The sequence below is a fragment of the Roseinatronobacter ekhonensis genome, assembly GCF_900499075.1.
Lineage (GTDB): Bacteria > Pseudomonadota > Alphaproteobacteria > Rhodobacterales > Rhodobacteraceae > Roseinatronobacter > Roseinatronobacter ekhonensis.
The window spans coordinates 17,950-34,769 of record NZ_UIHC01000034.1 but is presented as its reverse complement, the minus strand read 5'-3'; the positions used below and the strand labels follow the sequence as shown (position 1 = coordinate 34,769).

15 protein-coding genes and 1 tRNA gene are annotated in these 16,820 nt (G+C 58.6%); 11 read left to right on the top strand and 5 right to left on the bottom strand.

Annotated features, from left to right (window positions below):
* Window positions 1-49 precede the first annotated feature (49 nt).
* The 5 genes from ROE7235_RS13850 to ROE7235_RS13830 are packed head-to-tail and all read left to right on the top strand — an operon-like array spanning window position 50 to window position 6,182.
* Window positions 50-574, top strand: a complete 525-nt coding sequence (locus tag ROE7235_RS13850; RefSeq protein ID WP_121096097.1) for a deaminase — start codon at window positions 50-52, stop codon at window positions 572-574.
* On the top strand, window positions 567-1,082 hold the full coding sequence (locus tag ROE7235_RS13845) for a hypothetical protein (RefSeq protein WP_147434219.1): 516 nt from the start codon (window positions 567-569) through the stop codon (window positions 1,080-1,082). Before ROE7235_RS13850 ends, ROE7235_RS13845 begins: the two co-directional genes overlap by 8 nt.
* Window positions 1,079-3,448 (top strand): EcoAI/FtnUII family type I restriction enzme subunit R, encoded by a 2,370-nt coding sequence (gene hsdR / locus ROE7235_RS13840; RefSeq protein ID WP_121096095.1) that lies wholly within the window; start codon window positions 1,079-1,081, stop codon window positions 3,446-3,448. Before ROE7235_RS13845 ends, hsdR begins: the two co-directional genes overlap by 4 nt.
* 17 nt (window positions 3,449-3,465) lie before the next feature.
* Complete coding sequence (locus ROE7235_RS13835; protein WP_220669572.1) at window positions 3,466-5,031, top strand: class I SAM-dependent DNA methyltransferase; 1,566 nt, start codon at window positions 3,466-3,468, stop codon at window positions 5,029-5,031.
* Window positions 5,031-6,182, top strand: a complete 1,152-nt coding sequence (locus ROE7235_RS13830; protein WP_121096094.1) for a restriction endonuclease subunit S domain-containing protein — start codon at window positions 5,031-5,033, stop codon at window positions 6,180-6,182. The genes ROE7235_RS13835 and ROE7235_RS13830 overlap by 1 nt, the downstream gene beginning before the upstream one ends.
* Before the next feature lie 18 nt (window positions 6,183-6,200).
* On the opposite strand, the gene ROE7235_RS13825 is transcribed toward ROE7235_RS13830, so the two are convergent.
* Both ROE7235_RS13825 and ROE7235_RS13820 read right to left on the bottom strand, forming a co-directional pair.
* Entirely contained in the window at window positions 6,201-7,109 is a 909-nt protein-coding gene (locus ROE7235_RS13825) for a three-Cys-motif partner protein TcmP (protein WP_183073514.1), read from the bottom strand.
* A gap of 27 nt (window positions 7,110-7,136) precedes the next feature.
* Entirely contained in the window at window positions 7,137-7,895 is a 759-nt protein-coding gene (locus ROE7235_RS13820) for a DUF5131 family protein (protein ID WP_121096092.1), read from the bottom strand.
* A gap of 304 nt (window positions 7,896-8,199) precedes the next feature.
* Here ROE7235_RS13820 and ROE7235_RS13815 point away from each other — a divergent pair, with 304 nt between their 5' ends.
* The gene (locus ROE7235_RS13815) at window positions 8,200-9,555 is read left to right on the top strand and encodes an IS1380 family transposase (RefSeq protein ID WP_121096091.1); all 1,356 of its coding nucleotides are present in this window, start codon (window positions 8,200-8,202) and stop codon (window positions 9,553-9,555) included.
* 248 nt (window positions 9,556-9,803) lie between these two features.
* Entirely contained in the window at window positions 9,804-10,355 is a 552-nt protein-coding gene (locus ROE7235_RS13810) for a hypothetical protein (protein ID WP_147434218.1), read from the top strand.
* A 436-nt stretch (window positions 10,356-10,791) separates the two neighbouring features.
* On the opposite strand, the gene ROE7235_RS13805 is transcribed toward ROE7235_RS13810, so the two are convergent.
* From ROE7235_RS13805 to ROE7235_RS13795, 3 genes are all read right to left on the bottom strand, one after another.
* A tRNA-Ser gene (locus ROE7235_RS13805) sits at window positions 10,792-10,881 on the bottom strand.
* A gap of 57 nt (window positions 10,882-10,938) precedes the next feature.
* Entirely contained in the window at window positions 10,939-11,769 is an 831-nt protein-coding gene (locus ROE7235_RS13800) for a bifunctional allantoicase/(S)-ureidoglycine aminohydrolase (RefSeq protein ID WP_121096089.1), read from the bottom strand.
* 99 nt (window positions 11,770-11,868) lie between these two features.
* Window positions 11,869-12,993: a PQQ-dependent sugar dehydrogenase gene (locus ROE7235_RS13795; protein ID WP_121096100.1), complete on the bottom strand. Its 1,125-nt coding sequence runs from the start codon at window positions 12,991-12,993 to the stop codon at window positions 11,869-11,871.
* Window positions 12,994-13,233: 240 nt separating this feature from the next.
* Here ROE7235_RS13795 and ffh point away from each other — a divergent pair, with 240 nt between their 5' ends.
* The 4 genes from ffh (at window position 13,234) to ROE7235_RS13775 (ending at window position 16,815) form a co-directional block, all read left to right on the top strand.
* Window positions 13,234-14,706 carry a signal recognition particle protein gene (gene ffh, locus ROE7235_RS13790; protein ID WP_121096099.1) on the top strand — a complete coding sequence of 491 codons (1,473 nt, stop codon included), beginning with the start codon at window positions 13,234-13,236 and terminating at the stop codon, window positions 14,704-14,706.
* A gap of 48 nt (window positions 14,707-14,754) precedes the next feature.
* The gene (locus ROE7235_RS13785; RefSeq protein ID WP_121096088.1) at window positions 14,755-15,051 is read left to right on the top strand and encodes a chorismate mutase; all 297 of its coding nucleotides are present in this window, start codon (window positions 14,755-14,757) and stop codon (window positions 15,049-15,051) included.
* A gap of 48 nt (window positions 15,052-15,099) precedes the next feature.
* Window positions 15,100-15,459 (top strand): 30S ribosomal protein S16, encoded by a 360-nt coding sequence (rpsP, locus tag ROE7235_RS13780; protein WP_121096087.1) that lies wholly within the window; start codon window positions 15,100-15,102, stop codon window positions 15,457-15,459.
* Window positions 15,460-15,585: 126 nt separating this feature from the next.
* Window positions 15,586-16,815 carry a glycosyltransferase family 4 protein gene (locus ROE7235_RS13775; protein ID WP_121096086.1) on the top strand — a complete coding sequence of 410 codons (1,230 nt, stop codon included), beginning with the start codon at window positions 15,586-15,588 and terminating at the stop codon, window positions 16,813-16,815.
* Window positions 16,816-16,820: the final 5 nt, after the last annotated feature.

Sequence of the window (16,820 nt, the reverse complement as noted above, 5' to 3'; positions counted from 1 at the left end):
GTCCAGGCTCGCGTAGCGATCTGAAAGATCAAAGAAACCCATCTGCGCCATGGCTGCATTCCCTGTGCTGGTCCACCGCCTCAGTTATACAGCAGCGCCAAGGTTGGGGCAATTTTTAGAGGTGCCCTTTAGTCGTGCCGTCCATGCAGAAATGGATGCAATCCTGTCCGCGTCAATTTCTGGGACATCTCCTTGCGGCTGCCGAATGTACGTGACTACTTATCCGTGCCATTACTGCGCACGCCACATCGTTGCTTCCGGGATCGATGAGGTGCAGTTCATCGAGCCTTATCCAAAGAGTAAAGCCACTGAATTGCACAGCGACTCGATAACGACCGAGTCCAGCGATTGGTCGCCTCCGTCGCAGGGAGGAACTCATGTTTTATTCCGACCTTTTGTTGGTGTCGCGCCCCAGCTTTATCGGAGGGTCTTTCTGAAAGACAGAAGTTACAAGGATAAAATATCGGGCGATTTTGTGTTTGGCACTCCGGCTTGGGGCCGGCCGACCGAAGTCTATAAGGTTTCATACTCGGCCATGGAGGCAGAGCTGGCTTTGGAGGTTGACAGTGCGTGATCGCAAACTTCATCTTGTATACAGCTCAACACCGTCGGAAGTGGCCAAGACGCAAAGAGGCGAGTGGGGATTTGAGAACGCACGCCAGCTGCAATTATTCGATAACTTTGATAAGATCCGAATTATGCTGGTACCTATAGCTGAGATTTCTGCTCACTCATTCAGGAAGGCTATTCAGGAACAAAATCCAATACTCATTATTGACACAAGGGCGTTTCCGGACTTCTTCTCAGTATTTTCATCCACAGATGAAGCATTATCGGAGTTTCGGGCCAAGGGAATTGAATATAAGCGTATTCCATTGGGGCCCGGAGGGCCTGATGAAGAAAGCTGGCTAAATCTCGACTCACTAAGGCGCATCCTTGGTATGTACCTTGAACGCAAAGCGGGCGCGCCGGTGCTAATTCTTACGAGCACGTCGAAGAAATCTGCTCAGCTCGCCGCGAAGGTTCCTGGGTACTTATCTCAGGAAGTTGCGGAGACGCACCTTGAAGAATTCCCGAGATGAACGAGGCCGACACCTGCAGGAAATTCGTCGTCCCCAAGCTGCAGGCAGCGGGCTGGGATGATCGCCCGCACGCAATAAACGAGCAGAGAACTTTCACAGACGGCCGAGTGGTATTCATCGGCGGCAAGGCGCGCCGTGGGAAGCAGAAGCGCTCCGACTACCTGCTCCGATACAATCCAGATTTTCCGATAGCGGTTGTGGAGGCCAAGTCCCGTTACAGCCATGCGGCGGAAGGGCTTCAGCAAGCCAAGGAGTATGCCGAAATTCTCGGCCTTCGGTTTGCTTACTCCACCAATGGCATCGAAATCGTTGAATTCGATTATACAACCGGCATTGAGCGGACAATCGGGGATTTTCCACCGCCCGCTGATCTCTGGGCGCGTCTGCGTGGTGCAGAGGGTATCGTCGATGACGAGGTGGCGGAACGGCTGCTCACGCCCACGTTTCCTGACAGGTCGAAGCCGCTCCGCTACTATCAGGAAATCGCCGTCAACCGCGCCGTTCAGGCGGCGCTTCAGGGCAGGAAGCGGGCGCTCCTGACCTTGTGCACGGGGGCGGGCAAGACCGCTGTCGCCTTCCAGATTTGCTGGAAGCTCTGGTCGGCACGTTGGAATTCGAAGGGCGTCAACCGCAACCCGAAAATCCTGTTCCTCGCCGACCGAAACGTGCTGGTCGACGATCCGATGGCGAAGGATTTCAGCCCATTCGGCGATGCTCGACACAAGATTGCAGGCGGCGTCGCAGTCAAAAGCCGCGATATGTATTTCGCAATCTACCAGTCCATCGCGCGAGACGAGAATCGTCCCGGCCTCTATCGCGAATATGCAAGGGACTTCTTCGACCTCATAATAATCGACGAATGCCATCGGGGCAGCGCGCGTGACAACAGCAATTGGCGCGAGATTCTCGAATGGTTTGCACCAGCAACCCAAATCGGCATGACGGCGACGCCGCGGCGCGAGGAAAACCTCGACACCTACAACTACTTCGGCGATCCACTTTATGAATACAGTCTCGCGCAGGGCATCGCCGACGGCTTCCTCGCTCCGTACCGCGTTCACCGTGTCATCTCGGACTACGACGCCGCCGGATGGCGCCCGACGCGGGGCGAACTCGACCGTTACGGACGCGAAATCCCTGACACCGAATATTCCACGCGAGACTTCGAGCGGGTCGTGGCGCTACGTGCGAGGACAAAGGCTATCGCGAAACACCTGGCGGGCTTCATGGCGGAAACTGATCGCTTCGCTAAAACCATCGTCTTCTGCGTCGACCAGGAACATGCGCTCGAAATGCGCCAGGCGCTCGCCGCCTTGAACACCGATCTGGTGAAGGATCACCCTGACTACGTTTGCCGCGTAACATCCGATGAGGGTGATGTTGGCAGCGCGCACCGTGCCAAGTTCCAGGATGTCGAAACTCAGACGCCGGTCATCCTTACCACGTCACAGCTTTTGACCACCGGCGTCGACGCCCCGACATGCAAGAACGTTGTGCTTGCCCGGGTCGTGGGCTCCATGCCGGAGTTCAAGCAGATCATAGGACGTGGCACGCGCCTCAGGGCCGACTATGGGAAGCTCGCCTTCAACATCATCGACTACACCGGTACCGCGACACGAATGTTCGCCGACCCGGCCTTCGACGGCGATCCCGTCCGCGAAGACGAAGCGGTGATCAATGCAGACGGTGATGTCGTTGAAGAGTACGAGATTGAGGAAGTGGCGCTGGATCCCGACGATTTTCCGGATATTCCGGATGGACCGGTCGATCTCGACGACGAGCCAGAGGCTGGCCCTCGCAAGTTCTATGTCGATGGCGGTGAGGTTTCGATTGTCCGACACCTCGTTTACGACCTCGACTCCGATGGACGGCAGCTCGCCTGCCGCCAGCTGACCGACTATACCGGCGACAAGGTCCGCACCCTGTACCCCAATGCCTCGGAACTGCGGAGAGACTGGCTTGACCCCGAGCGACGGGCAGAGATCGTCGAACGGCTGGAGGAGAAGGGTATCGAGCTCGATTCCCTTGCCGATGCGGTTGGAAAGCCGGAAGCCGACCCGTTCGACCTTCTTTGCCATCTCGCCTACAACGCGCCCTTGCGCACCCGCCGTGAGCGCGCGGACCGCCTGCTGCGCGAACAGGACGATTTTCTGGCCTGCTTCGGGCCAGATGCCCGCGAAGTTCTGGATGCCGTGCTCGAGAAATATGCCGAACACGGCAGTGCCCAGTTCAAGCTGCCCGACTTCCTCGAAATTCCTCCATTCAACGAATGGGGTAATGTAATTGAAATTGCCGCCCGCTTTGGCGGCGGCAAGGAGTTGCGCAGCGCCGTCACCGAGCTGCAGCGTCTGCTCTACACCGCTTGAATTGAAGGAGTGCCACATTGGCCACAACCGCCCGCAAGAAGGCAGCGCCGAAGCAACTGACCACTGCCCAGCGTCTCGACAGCATCATCAAGTCCGCACGCAAGATCATGCGTAAGGACAAGGGGCTGAACGGCGATCTCGACCGCCTGCCGATGCTCACCTGGATCATGTTCCTGAAGTTCCTTGACGACATGGAGCGGATAGAGGAAGGCCGCGCGGAACTTGCGGGCAAGGACTATCGTTCGATCATCGAGGCGCCGTATCGCTGGCGCGATTGGGCAGCAGACGCCGACGGTATCACTGGCCCGGACCTACTGTCGTTCCTTGTCGCCGACGAAGCGGAGCGACCAGACGGCAGCCGTGGTCCTGGCCTTTTCGCCTATCTGCGCGGTTTGCGCGGTGACAATGGTCGGCGCGAGCGGCGCGACGTGATCGCGACCGTTTTTCAGGGCTTCGCCAACCGAATGGAGAGCGGATACCTTCTGCGTGACGTAGTGAACCTGATCGATGGCATCCACTTCGACTCTTCCGAAGAGGTCCATACGCTTGGCCGCCTTTACGAGACGCTGCTGCGCGAGATGCGCGACGCCGCTGGGGACTCGGGCGAGTTCTACACGCCCCGGCCGGTGGTGCGCTTCATGGTCGAGGTCACGGACCCGAAACTCGGTGAGACCATCCTCGATCCAGCCTGCGGCACGGGCGGCTTCCTGACTGACTCCTACCTTCACCTTGAACGCCAGGCCGACACGGTCGAGAAACGCCGCATCCTTCAGGAAGACAGCTTCTTCGGCGGCGAAGCCAAATCGCTACCTTTTTTGCTGTCCCAGCTTAACCTGCTGCTGCATGGCCTTCACGCGCCGCGCATCGACCCCGGCAACGCCCTGCGCTTCCGTCTGGCAGAAATTGGCGAGGATCAGCGCGTCAACGTCATCCTGACGAACCCGCCCTTTGGCGGCGAGGAAGAGGCGGGCATCCTCAACAACTTCCCCGAGGACCGGCGCACGGCGGAAACCGCGCTGCTGTTCCTCCAGCTGATCATGCGACGTTTGAAACGTGCCGGGCGCGGGCGGGCGGCTGTGGTCGTCCCGCATGGCACACTGTTCGGCGACGGTATCTCGGCGCGGATCAAGGCCGACTTGCTGGAGAGATTCAATCTGCACACAGTCGTGCGACTGCGCGAGGGGGTGTTCGCGCCTTACACGGATATTCCGGCAAACCTGATCTTCTTCGACACCAGCGGACCGACGAAGGACATCTGGTACTATGAACTGCCGCTGCCGGAAGGTCGCAAGAAATACTCAAAAACCGCACCAATGGCTTACGAGGAATTCGGCGGCTGCCTTGAATGGTGGAATAATCGCGAAGAAAATGAGCGTGCCTGGAAGGTTTCAGCGGCTGATCTGATCCAGCGTGATGACCAGGATCGCGTCATGTCCTGTAATCTCGATATCAAGAACCCTCATTCCGGCGAAGTTGCAGACCACCGCGCCCCGACCGAGATTGTTGACGCGGTTATCGCACAGGAGAAGCGGATCCTCGACATCATGGGTGAAATCAAATCCATATTGGAAGAGCGCCCGTGATGAAGAGAACAATCACAATTGATGAGTTCTTGACCAAATCTGAAGACTGGGTGCTTGTTCAGCCGGATCAACGATACAAGCAGATCACAGCCCGACTATGGGGGAAAGGTTTAAAGCTGCGCGGCGAAATTCAGGGCTCAGCGATTGCCGCGGCACGGCAGTACAAAGCCAAAGCAGGGCAATTTCTAATTTCTAGAATTGACGCACGGCACGGTGCCTTTGGCATCGTACCTGACAATCTCGACGGTGCCTTGGTCAGCAACGACTTTCCTTGTTTTGATATCGATTCATCAAAGGTAATACCGCATTTTTTTGAATGGTATTCTCGCACCCCGGAATTCGTCGATCTCTGCCGTCGTGCAAGCGAGGGGTCGACAAATCGAGTTCGAATGAAAGAAGACAAGTTTTTAAAGATGTCCGTCCCATTGCTTACGCTCGATGAACAACGCGACATCGTCCAAAGGCTCAACAAAGTTTCGGCCTTGGTCGATGAGCGTCAACGTGGGATTGAAGCCGCCGAACGCGACACTCATGCCATGCTGCTGAATGCCTTCCAGCGCGCCATCGACGGCGCACCTCTTCGGGCAATGGCAGAAGTCGCCCCTCTTGTCCGCCGCCCGGTAGAGGTGGAACCGGACAAGACATACATGGAACTCGGCGTTCGTTCATTTGGCCGGGGAACATTTCACAAGCCGGGTCTGGCAGGGATGGAGGTTGGCTCCAAGAAACTGTTCACCTTCGAATCTGGCGATTTGGTCTTCAACATTGTCTTTGCTTGGGAAGGTGCCGTCGCTATTGCAAAGCCTGAAGACGACGGCCGGGTTGGTTCGCATCGCTTTTTGACCTGTGTGACAAATCCCGACCAAGTGGCAGCCGAATTCCTGCTGTTCTACTTCCGCACACCGGAGGGGTTGCAGAAACTTGGCGAGGCATCACCGGGCGGAGCAGGCAGAAACCGCACCCTTGGTCTGAAAAAGCTTGAAGTCATCGAGGTGCCCATACCGCCGATCGAAACACAACGCTGGTTCAACCGGCTCCAAGCCAAGGCTCAGGAAATCCAAAGCATCCGGAAACGAACATCTGTAGACATAGATGCCCTGATGCCAGCGCTGATGCATGAGACCTTCAAAGGTATGATGGAAGCCGCGTGATAAGCTGGGAAACCTCTCTCAGCGTGTCGCGCGTTTCTTTGGCGGGATTACCCGGTCACCTTTTGACAGAATGTAGTCAGCTATCTTGTAGCCAAGCGGGTGGGGTCCAGCCCACAGCATGTAGTAGATGGGCACGCCGCGTGTATTTCGCACGACGCTGGGCGATGAAGCATGTCCGAACATATCCTTCAGACGGCCAACATAGTAATTGAGCAGTCTCTGCGCCGCATCGTCCACCTTGTGGCGCGTCGTGTCCCCAAACAGGTCCGTCTGCTCGGCATAGACAAGATCTTCCCAATCCGCGCCGCCAAAGCAGCCATTCAAACCCGTCCGCCAGTTGTCGGGGATATCGCCCGAACGAGTGATCAGCCGGTTAATTGCCATGCCCAGAGGGAAATTGATGATGACCTCGAAATTCTTGGTGGCCCCGAGCGCCGCGACAGTCTGCCAGTCCAGGTGCGGACCATAGGGATCCAGAAAGGCGACCCCTTTGGTGTTTCGACCGCTGAAACTCGGCACCAATTTCTGAATCAGGCCATTGGCGTCGCCCACCTGAACATTGATCTTGCGCTGCGGAAAATCTGATCGAAGCCCTTCCAGCAGCGCGGCCCGACCAGCGTCGGCATCGAAGAAGTAGTATTGAGAGAAGGGGTTTTCGAGGCCAAGGGCACGTCGCGGGGATCCTTCGATGAACTCCTCCTCTGACCTCATGAACTCATCGTCGATGAGTTGAATGTCTTCTTCGTCAGCATCCGTCCAAGCGGTTCGAATTCTGGAACGCCCGGCACCGGCGAACGCATCGATGTAGATCAGGTCAAATGACTGCTTCTTGAGCGCCATTGTGTAGGCGTGAAGATACGCTTGCAGGCCATCGAGCTTCTGCCGGGCCCAAGGCCCTACAGTGTTTTCAACATGCGATTTCTTCAAAAAAACTCGTGCTCCTCGTAAAATGGGTCATGCTGAAAGCTGGTCCAATATCGGCTTCGGCACAATCTGCCATGGAAAGCCGTTCCACTCCTCACCATCTAGCAGGCGACCTCCGGACTTTGGCCGTGGACCACCCCATTGCTTGAAGAAAAACGCCACATCGTCGCGCGCGCAAATTTCGCGAAGCTGGCGCGCCCAGCCCTCTTCCATTGCGCGTGCGCGTGGACCGCTTTCGCCGCCCACAATAGCCCAGGCAATGCCTCGCAGATCCACTTCCCCGATGGCCCCGAGCAAAGGCTCAAACGAAATGAAGCGGGCTTCGGAGTTGATCTGCTTCAAATGCTCAATGCGACTTATATGCGCCGAGTCCTCTACAGAAACGCCCAGCCAGATGTGGCGTGGGACCGGCCCGCCGTCATACCGCTTCCGGATATAGTTGCGCATGAGCGAACTGCGCTTGGTCAGAACCTGATAGACATGCCAATCCGCGTCCTCCATGGCGTCGAACACCTGATCGATGTATGCGCGATCGATTTCCTTGTGGAAAAGGTCACTCATCGAGTTCACGAAGATCATGCGCGGCTTTTTCCAAAGCGCTGGCTGTCGTAGCCTCGGTGGCCACAGTTTTAGGTCGAAGCCTTGTTCGTACGGATGCCCCGGAATGCCACGCCAGCGCTCCGCGAAACGCTCCGCGTAGCAGTTGTCACATCCCGGACCGACCTTGGTGCAGCCCGTGACCGGGTTCCACGTCGCGTCCGTCCACTCGATGTCTGACTTCTGGGCCAACTGCTCGCCTCATGCTTTTTCATCATCGTAGCACGAGGCTGACTCAGCACAAAGCGCGAACGGATACAGCGTTTTCATTTGGAAGCTGGAGTGGATTTACAACCATCGCAGATCAACTGTTCGATCTCGGTTCCGTCCGGCGTCCGGATGAAATTGCGAAATTACCGAGATGCGTCATTCCAGAAAATACCGCCCCGCCAATGCCTTAAACCCGGATTTCCCAAGTAACCCGCCGATTTTTCTGTCGTGATCGCTGTATTCTCTATATAAATCATGGCATTACTGGCAAGTAAGGATGTGTTTCATGGATCACCCTATGGGTGCGGCTTCGGATCGGGGTGATCGGGTCGATTTCGACCGCCGTGTGCGTCTGGAGTTTCGCGGCGCGCAGATCAGTTCGGACGGCGGCCTGCTGGTAGCACGCGAACTGGATGACGCGCTCGGGCTGTCCGGTTTGGCGTCCGTTGCGCTGCGCGATACCCGACGCGGTAAGAACACGCTCCACCGGCTCGATGGTCTTTTCCGCCAATCGGTGTTCGGGCGATTGGCCGGATACGAGGATGTCAACGACGCCGACCGGCTGGCCATAGATCCCGTGATGCGTCAGGTCGTGGGTGATCGGGCTGTCGAGACGCAGGCCGCCTCGGCCTCGCAGATGGGGCGGTTCGAGACCGAGACGCTGGCCTTGGCCGAGAACCGAGCGGCGCTGGCCGATCTGAACGGCCAGTGGATCGATCGCTTCCATGATCGCAACGGGTTGAAGTACATCGTGCTGGACATGGACAGCTCGGTCAGCCCGACCCATGGCGACCAAGAGGGCGCGGCCTGGAACGGGCATTTCGACTGCACCTGCTACCACCCCAACTTTCTATTCAACCAGTTCGGCATGCTGGAACGCAGCGCCCTGCGCCATGGCAACGTCCACAGCGCGGATGGCTGGCGGGATGTTCTCGATCCGGTGATCGCCCGCTATGCGGGCCGCGACCTTGGGGGGCGGTTCTTTCGGGCAGACGCCGCCTACGCGAACCCTGAGATCTATGCGCAGCTTGAAGGCGCGGGGTACTTCTACGCCATACGGCTGCCCGCCAATAACGTCCTGCGCGAGAAGATCGCTCATCGGCTGACCCGGCCCGTGGGGCGGCCTTCGAAGACGAAGGTCAAACGCTTCTTCGAGGATTTCCAGTACCAGGCGGCGTCCTGGGATAAGGAGCGCCGCGTCATCGCCAAGATCGAATGGCATCCGGACGAGCTGTTCCCCCGCGTGGGCTTCATCGTCACCAACATGCCCATGGACCCGGACTGGGTCGTGCGGTTCTACAACCAGCGCGGCACCGCCGAGCAGCACATCAAGGAAGGCAAATACGCCTTGCGCTGGACGCGGCTATCCTGCCGAAGGTTCCGCGACAATGAGGTCCGGCTGCAACTGCATGCGCTGGCCTACAACCTGGCAACTTTCCTGCGCTGCATCGAACTGCCCGAGGCAATGGCCGATTGGTCGTTGACCAGCCTCCAGCTCAAGCTGATCAAGATCGGGGCCCGCGTCGTGCGCCATGCCCGCGCCATCACCTTTCAGCTGGCCGAGGTGGCCGTCACAGGCCCGATGGTGCGGGCCATCCTTGCCGCCATACACCGCCTGCGGGCGCCACCTTCATGCGCGTGACCATGATCCAGGCCCAACCTGAACGAAAGCGGCAGGACAGGTGTGTCCCCTGCGCTGAAAAACGCCGCCGCCAGGCTACGACGCGACCGCTTCGTGGCCTAATCCGCCCAACTCGCACCGTCTGCCTGACCGCAGACGCCCCTCGCTCCAGAAAAAGCTTGTTCAACGGACAGTTTCAGGCGATCTTGAGGTCAAACCGCAGGCCACTTGGGGAATGTCGGATGTAAGGTTTACGGGAAAGGTATTACATGAAGATTGCGGGTGGAGTTTTAGGTATTATTGGAGCGTTAATCGCGTTGATTGCCGGAAATATTGGCTACGGTCTTTTTTCAGCAGGGAATTCAATTAACCAAGCTGTAGGTGGAGGTGCAGGTGAAAGTGCAATTTTATTTGTATTTCAATCTGCGGCTCTTGTCTTTCCTGTGTTTGGACTGATTGGTGCCGGCATCGCCTTTGGGCAACCAAAGCTTGGGGCCATAATGATGGCGCTTTCCGCCATTCTGTTAGTATACGTTTTTGGCTTTCATTTCATGACACTTGTGCCAGTAAGCCTGTTGGGTGTCGGCGCTATTTTAGCATATTTGGATGTCAGGCTGTCCCAAGAAGGTACAGCGACAAATAGTGTGGAAGCGTCTAAATCTCAGTTGCCGGTTAAGCCTGAGGAATTAAAAGTTGGGGACACAATTATGGTTTTCAAAAATAAGAATATTGTAAAGGAAGAGGAGGGCGTTTCAGTAGACGGCCAATCCTTCAAAAACAGAATTGCTGCTGAAATATTCATAACAAATAACAGCATATAGAATTGCAATTGGGCAAGAGGCGGTCGATTTCTCTTTTAGTGATGACGACCGACATGGCCGCCATCAGCAACATATCTGGTCTGGCGGTGTCATCAAACCGTGTTGGCGCGAGGGCCTGAAGCGAGCAGCAGCCTGAGCGCATGAAGGTAGGAGCGGTCCGCGTTGTTTCGGGCGGCATGCCATCGGCCGTAGGCTGCAAGGTTCTTTGACGCGGGTCCGCAGAAGGGCTGCATGAAGGCGCGGAAACGGTTGATCAGGGTTAAAGCTGATAACCGGAATGGCTGCGGTTAACAGGTCCGGAGAATATCGGCCTAGAGAGAACACATTTGGGCATGCTGACCCAAGTGCCGGTTAACAGCCCCTCCGGCATAACCCTCGAAAACAACGGAAAAATCCGGCTACATCAGGATCGGGAGAAACGTTTCTCAAGGGCAAGTGGCGGACAGTGAGGGATTCGAACCCTCGAGACGGTTCCCCGCCTACACACTTTCCAGGCGTGCGCCTTCGACCACTCGGCCAACTGTCCAACGCGTGCCTCTTAGCGCGGGTTCTATGGCGGTTGCAAGTCCAGTTTTGCGGGCGGTCAGGGTAAGGCCGCGTGGCGGTTCACGTCTTTGTAAAGCAAATAGCGGAACGGTTTTGGACCGCCAGCATAGCACGCTTGCGGGCAGAAAGCTCTTAGCCACATGAAATCTCCGGCTTCGACCTCGACCCATTGTTGGTTCAGATGATACACGCCCTTGCCCTGAAGCACATATAACCCGTGTTCCATGACATGGGTTTCGTCAAACGGGATAACCGCGCCGGGTTGCAGCGTGACGATGGTGACATGCATGTCATGGCGCAAATCTGCCGGGTCCATGAACCGCGTGGTGGCCCAGCCGCCATTGGTGTCGGGCATTGTGTTGGGGGTCAGATCTTGTTCCTGAACAAAAAACGCGTCCGGCGCGGGCAGACCGTCGACCGCGATGTAGCGTTTGCGAATCCAGTGGAACACGGCCCCGGTTTCGGCGCGGATGCGCCACTCCTTGCCCGATGGAATATACCCGAATCCACCCGATTGCAGGCTGTGGGTTGCCCCGTCGAGAATGATGTCCAGCGCGCCTTCGACCACGAACAGAGCCGCTTCGGCATTTGCATCAGTCTCTGGCCTGTCGCTGCCGCCACCGGCGCCCAACTCGACAATGTACTGCGAGAACGTCTCTGCAAAGCCGCTCAGCGGGCGGGCCAGAACCCAGAAGCGCGCGGCATCCCAGAACGGCAGGGCGCTGGCCACGATATCGGACAGCACGCCACGGGGGATGACAGCAAAAGCCTCGGTGAACATGGCGCGGTCGGTCACAAGCTGCGACTGTGGGGGTAGGCCGCCTTTGGGCACGAAATAGCTACGGGCGGGGTTGGGCTGGTCTGTCATGTTCGGGCCATTCTTGTTCTTTCATAGCCCAGCCTAGACCCGTCACGCCCGCAACACTAGCGCGGAAAGCCGACAGGTGCTTTCGGGATATCCGCGCAATCAGCCCGCTGGGCGCAAGCGTATTAGCTTGCCATCATCGCCATCGGTCAGGACATAAATGAACCCGTCTTGCGGGCCGACGGCGACATCGCGGATGCGCCAGCCCTCACCCTCTAGCAGACGAGTGACCGGTGTCAGAGTGCCGTTATCCTCTGAATAAAGGCCCAGGTAGCGGTGCAGCAGGTTGCCGATCAGCAGGTGGCCCTGCCAGTCGGGAAAGGCGCCTCCATCGTAGAACGCCATTCCAGAGGGCGGATTGTGGTTGTCGCGCCCGGCGGGCCAATGGAAGACAGGTGCCACAAACCCGTCGCCGGGCCGGTGGGGCGGGGCGAATTCGTCGCCGCCACGATATGTCACGCCATGTGATACCAATGGCCAGCCGTAATTGCCGCCGCGCTGCACGATATTTACTTCGTCGCCGCCGGCCTCGCCATGTTCTGCCAGCCACAGATCGCCAGTACCCGGATGCACCGCCATAGCCTGAATGTTGCGGTGGCCATAGGACCAGATTGCGCCCGCCGCGTCCTGTCCCACAAAGGGGTTGTCGCCGGGAATCTCGCCGTCAAGCGTCAGGCGAATGACCGACCCGTTCTCGCTGCTCAGGTCTTGTGCAATGTGGTCGGGGCCGAAATTCTTGAAGCCCCGGTCGCCAAACCCCGCAAAAACAAACCCGTCCGCAAACGCAATACGCGAGCCGAAATGCGCGCCGCTGTCTATGCCGGGGCTGACCGCATGGAGCACGTCCAGATCGCGCAGGGCCATTCCGTCCAGCCGCGCCCGCCCCAGATGGGTTGTGGTGCCGCCCTCTGCGGCGCCCGTCCACGTCATGTACAACCAGCCGCTTTCGGCAAAATCGGGGGCGGGAGCGATATCCAGCAGCCCGCCTTGACCGGCCATGACCACGTCCGGCGCGCCCGAAAGTTCCACCAGACCATCCGGATACCAAAGCAGCACATCACCGCCGCGCAGGGTCAGCGCGATCCTGTCGCTTCCAGGCAAAAACGCCATGGCCCATGGTCGGGCCAGATCCTCTTGCAGAACCTCGATGGTATAGTCTTGGGCAAAGGCTGGCGTTGCAAGCGCAAGGCTGCCAGTGGCCAGAAGCGTGCAAAGGTGGCGGTGCATGGCGTCTCCTTTCATATGTATCCAAACATCGGGTCAATGGCGTGAAAATCAACTCACGATCCCGCAAGAGCGGCTGATATGCTTGACTCTGGCCCCGCGCCGCCGTATCGGAGCCAAGATTATCCGGAAGTGAAACCCTTCCGGTCCTATGCCTACGCAAGGATCGCCATCCACCAGCGCGTTGCGCCCGTGGGTGCGAAACCGGTTTGAATGGCCCTGTTGAGGGCGGGAGAGATGCGCATGTTCGAGAACCTGTCAGAACGGCTGTCCGGTGTCTTTGACCGGCTGACGAAACAGGGTGCGCTGTCCGAGGACGATGTCCGCGCCGCGCTGCGCGAGGTGCGTGTCGCGCTACTGGAGGCCGACGTGTCGCTGCCGGTGACGCGCGATTTCGTCAAGCGGGTGCAGAAGAAGGCCACTGGCGCGTCTGTCACCAAGTCGATCACGCCGGGTCAGCAGGTCGTCAAGATCGTGCATGACGAGTTGATCGCCATGCTTGAAGGCGAGGGCGATCCCGGCGCGCTGAAAATCGACAACCCGCCCGCGCCGGTGCTGATGGTCGGTTTGCAAGGCTCCGGCAAAACCACCACGACCGCGAAACTGGCGCGCCGGCTGTCCGAGCGTGAGGGCAAGCGCGTGCTGATGGCGTCGCTCGACACCAATCGCCCGGCGGCAATGGAACAGCTGGCCATTCTGGGCACCCAGATCGGGGTCGACACGCTTCCGATCGTCAAGGGCCAGACAGCGGTCGATATTGCCAAACGCGCCAAGCAGCAGGCCACGCTTGGCGGCTATGATGTGTATCTGCTGGACACCGCGGGCCGCCTGCATATTGACGAAGTGCTGATGGATGAAGTGCTGGCCGTGCGCAATGCCGTCAGCCCGCGTGAAACGCTGTTGGTGGTCGATGGTCTGACCGGGCAGGATGCGGTAAACGTGGCCGCCGAATTCGACGGCAAGATCGGCGTGTCCGGCGTGGTGCTGACCCGGATGGATGGCGACGGGCGCGGCGGCGCGGCCCTGTCCATGCGCGCCGTGACCGGCAAACCCATCCGCTTCGTGGGTCTGGGCGAGAAAACCGACGCGCTGGAAGTGTTCGACCCCAAGCGGGTCGCGGGCCGAATTTTGGGCATGGGCGACATCGTCGCGCTTGTGGAAAAGGCGCAGGAAGTGCTGGAGGTCGAACAGGCCGAACGCATGATGAAGCGCTTCCAGAAAGGTCTGTTCAACATGAACGACCTGAAGATGCAGCTTGACCAGATGTTGAAAATGGGCGGCATGCAAGGCGTGATGGGCATGATGCCGGGCATGGGCAAGATGCAGAAGCAGGTCGAGCAGGCGGGCTTCGACGACGGAATGCTGCGCCAGCAGATCGCGCTGATCAATTCCATGACCAAGAAGGAACGCGCGAACCCGGCGTTGTTGCAGGCCAGCCGCAAGAAACGCATCGCCAAGGGTGCGGGGCTGGAAGTGTCTGACCTGAACAAGCTGCTGAAACAGCATCGCCAGATGGCCGACATGATGAAAACCATGGGCAAGAAGGGCATGCTAAAACAGGCTATGGGCGGAATGTTCGGCAAGGGAAAAGGGGCAGAAGCCATGTCCGATCCCGGCCAGATGGACCCGAAACTGGTGCAGATGGCCGAACGTCAGATGATGGGTGGCGGCGGCAGCCTGCCAGGCGGCCTGTCTGGGATGTTCAAGAAGAAATGACCCAAGTCGAAACGGGCGTGGCCCGATGCCATTCAGGGATAGTCGACGATGAGTGATGACAGCGCCCGCGCCGCCGAAGTTCTGGCCGATCACCGCGACAGCATTGACCGGCTGGACGCGATCCTTGTCTACACGCTGGGCGAGCGGTTCAAGCACACGCAGGCGGTGGGCCGCCTGAAAGCGCAATTTGATCTTCCCCCGTCCGACCCTGCGCGCGAAGAGCGCCAGATCGAACGGCTGGAATGGTTGGCGAAAGAAGCCGACCTTGACCCGGAATTCGCCAAGAAATTCCTCAACTTCGTGATCTCGGAAGTGATCCGGCACCACGAGAATTTACAACGCTAAACCGGCGGGCCATAGGCTCGCCCCGCCAGTCTTGAAGGAGAAACTGACATGGCAACGAAGATCCGTCTGGCCCGTGGTGGGTCCAAGAAGCGCCCGCATTACGCGATTGTGGCATCCGATTCGCGCATGCCGCGCGATGGCCGCTTTCTGGAAAAGCTGGGCACCTATAACCCGCTTCTGCCCAAAGACAGCGAAGACCGCATCAAGATGGACATGGAGCGCGTACAGCACTGGCTGGACAAAGGCGCCCAGCCGACCGACCGCATAGCCCGTTTTCTGGAAGCGGCCGGTGTGCGCGAAAAAGCGACCCGCGCCAACATGAAGAAAGCCGCGCCGGGCAAAAAGGCGCAGGATCGCGCCAAGGAAAAGGCCGCAAAAGCCGAGAACGCGAGCGAAGCTGCAGAATAACGCTGATTTTATTGCCGGGCGGACGCGTCTGCCCGGCAACAGTGCCAAGTGTCGCCGGTTTCCTGCTATTGGTGGCACAACTTTCAGGATAGGCTCGCAATACGTCGTTATGTAGAGTGTTGGTCCATGAAGATTTTGATCGCGGGGGAAAACGCATCCGCCCGCAAGGGCGGCGAAGCGATCCTTCCGCTTAAATATGCGATCATGATGCAAAGGCGTGGGCACGATGTTGTGCTTGTGACCCACTCCCGCAATCGCGAAGAGATCACCGAGGATTACCCGGCCCTCGCGTCCGTGACCCATTTCATAGAAGATGCGGCGTCCCACCGGTTTCTGTGGCGTGTTGGGGACAAGTTCTCGGAAGCGCTGCGTGACCGGTTGTTCGGCAATCTTATCGTTATCTTGTCGGCTTGGGATATGCGCCGTATCGTTCGCAGATTGCTGCGCACGGACAAGTTTGACCTTGTGCACCAACCCACCCCTGTGTCGCCTGCGACCCCGTCTCCGCTCTATGGGTTGGGCGTTCCGGTTGTGATCGGCCCAATGAATGGTGGTATGTCTTATCCGCCCGGTTTTGCGACACGGGAAGGGCGGGCGGCGCAGTTTTTCCTGAAACTGGGGCGCATGACTGCGCGCGCGGCCAACAGGCTTTGGCCCGGAAAAGCACAGGCCGCCATTCTGCTGGTCGCAAATGAACGGACGCGTCGGGCGCTGCCGCTGGTGCATGGCAACACTGTCATCATGTCGGAAAATGGCGTTGATCTTGATATATGGGCCCCGCCGTCGCCGCGCACGGAAAGCGCGCACCGCAAAGGCTTTCGGCTTGTCTTCATGGGGCGGATGATCGCATGGAAAGGGTTGGACCTGACGCTGCAAGCACTTGACGCCGCGCGCCTGCGGCGGCCAGATTTGAACATCACGCTCGACATTCTGGGCGATGGTCCTGAACGTGCGTGGATCGAAGCGAGCGGTACGCCCGGTGTGTATGTTCACGGGTTTCTGACGCAAGCCGAATGCGCTGCGCGACTGACCGGGGCCAATGCGCTGATTCTGAATTCGCTGCGCGAATGCGGCGGTGCGGTCATACTGGAAGCGATGGCGCTGGGCGTTCCGGTCATCGCGTCGGACTGGGGCGGCCCAAGCGAGTATGTCACGGCAGAGACAGGGCTGCTTGTGCACCCTGCGCCGCCTGACAGCTTTGCCGAGCGACTGGCCGATGCGGTCCTGTATCTGGCCGATACCCCAGAGGTCGCGGCCGCAATGGGCGAGGCGGGTAGCGCACGGGCCCGTGCGCTGTATGACTGGGAAGATCTTGCCGACAGGATGGAAGATATCTATCGGAAGGTCCGGGCTTGACTTGC

Bases quoted from the DNA above. Each gene is read 5' to 3' on its own strand.
- ROE7235_RS13850 (WP_121096097.1), top strand. From the start codon at position 50: ATGGCTGCATTCCCTGTGCTGGTCCACCGCCTCAGTTATACAGCAGCG.
- hsdR (WP_121096095.1), top strand. From the start codon at position 1,079: ATGAACGAGGCCGACACCTGCAGGAAATTCGTCGTCCCCAAGCTGCAG.
- ROE7235_RS13830 (WP_121096094.1), top strand. From the start codon at position 5,031: ATGAAGAGAACAATCACAATTGATGAGTTCTTGACCAAATCTGAAGAC.
- ROE7235_RS13815 (WP_121096091.1), top strand. From the start codon at position 8,200: ATGGATCACCCTATGGGTGCGGCTTCGGATCGGGGTGATCGGGTCGAT.
- ROE7235_RS13810 (WP_147434218.1), top strand. From the start codon at position 9,804: ATGAAGATTGCGGGTGGAGTTTTAGGTATTATTGGAGCGTTAATCGCG.
- ROE7235_RS13800 (WP_121096089.1), bottom strand. From the start codon at position 11,769: ATGACAGACCAGCCCAACCCCGCCCGTAGCTATTTCGTGCCCAAAGGC.
- ROE7235_RS13795 (WP_121096100.1), bottom strand. From the start codon at position 12,993: ATGCACCGCCACCTTTGCACGCTTCTGGCCACTGGCAGCCTTGCGCTT.
- ffh (WP_121096099.1), top strand. From the start codon at position 13,234: ATGTTCGAGAACCTGTCAGAACGGCTGTCCGGTGTCTTTGACCGGCTG.
- ROE7235_RS13785 (WP_121096088.1), top strand. From the start codon at position 14,755: ATGAGTGATGACAGCGCCCGCGCCGCCGAAGTTCTGGCCGATCACCGC.
- rpsP (WP_121096087.1), top strand. From the start codon at position 15,100: ATGGCAACGAAGATCCGTCTGGCCCGTGGTGGGTCCAAGAAGCGCCCG.
- ROE7235_RS13775 (WP_121096086.1), top strand. From the start codon at position 15,586: ATGAAGATTTTGATCGCGGGGGAAAACGCATCCGCCCGCAAGGGCGGC.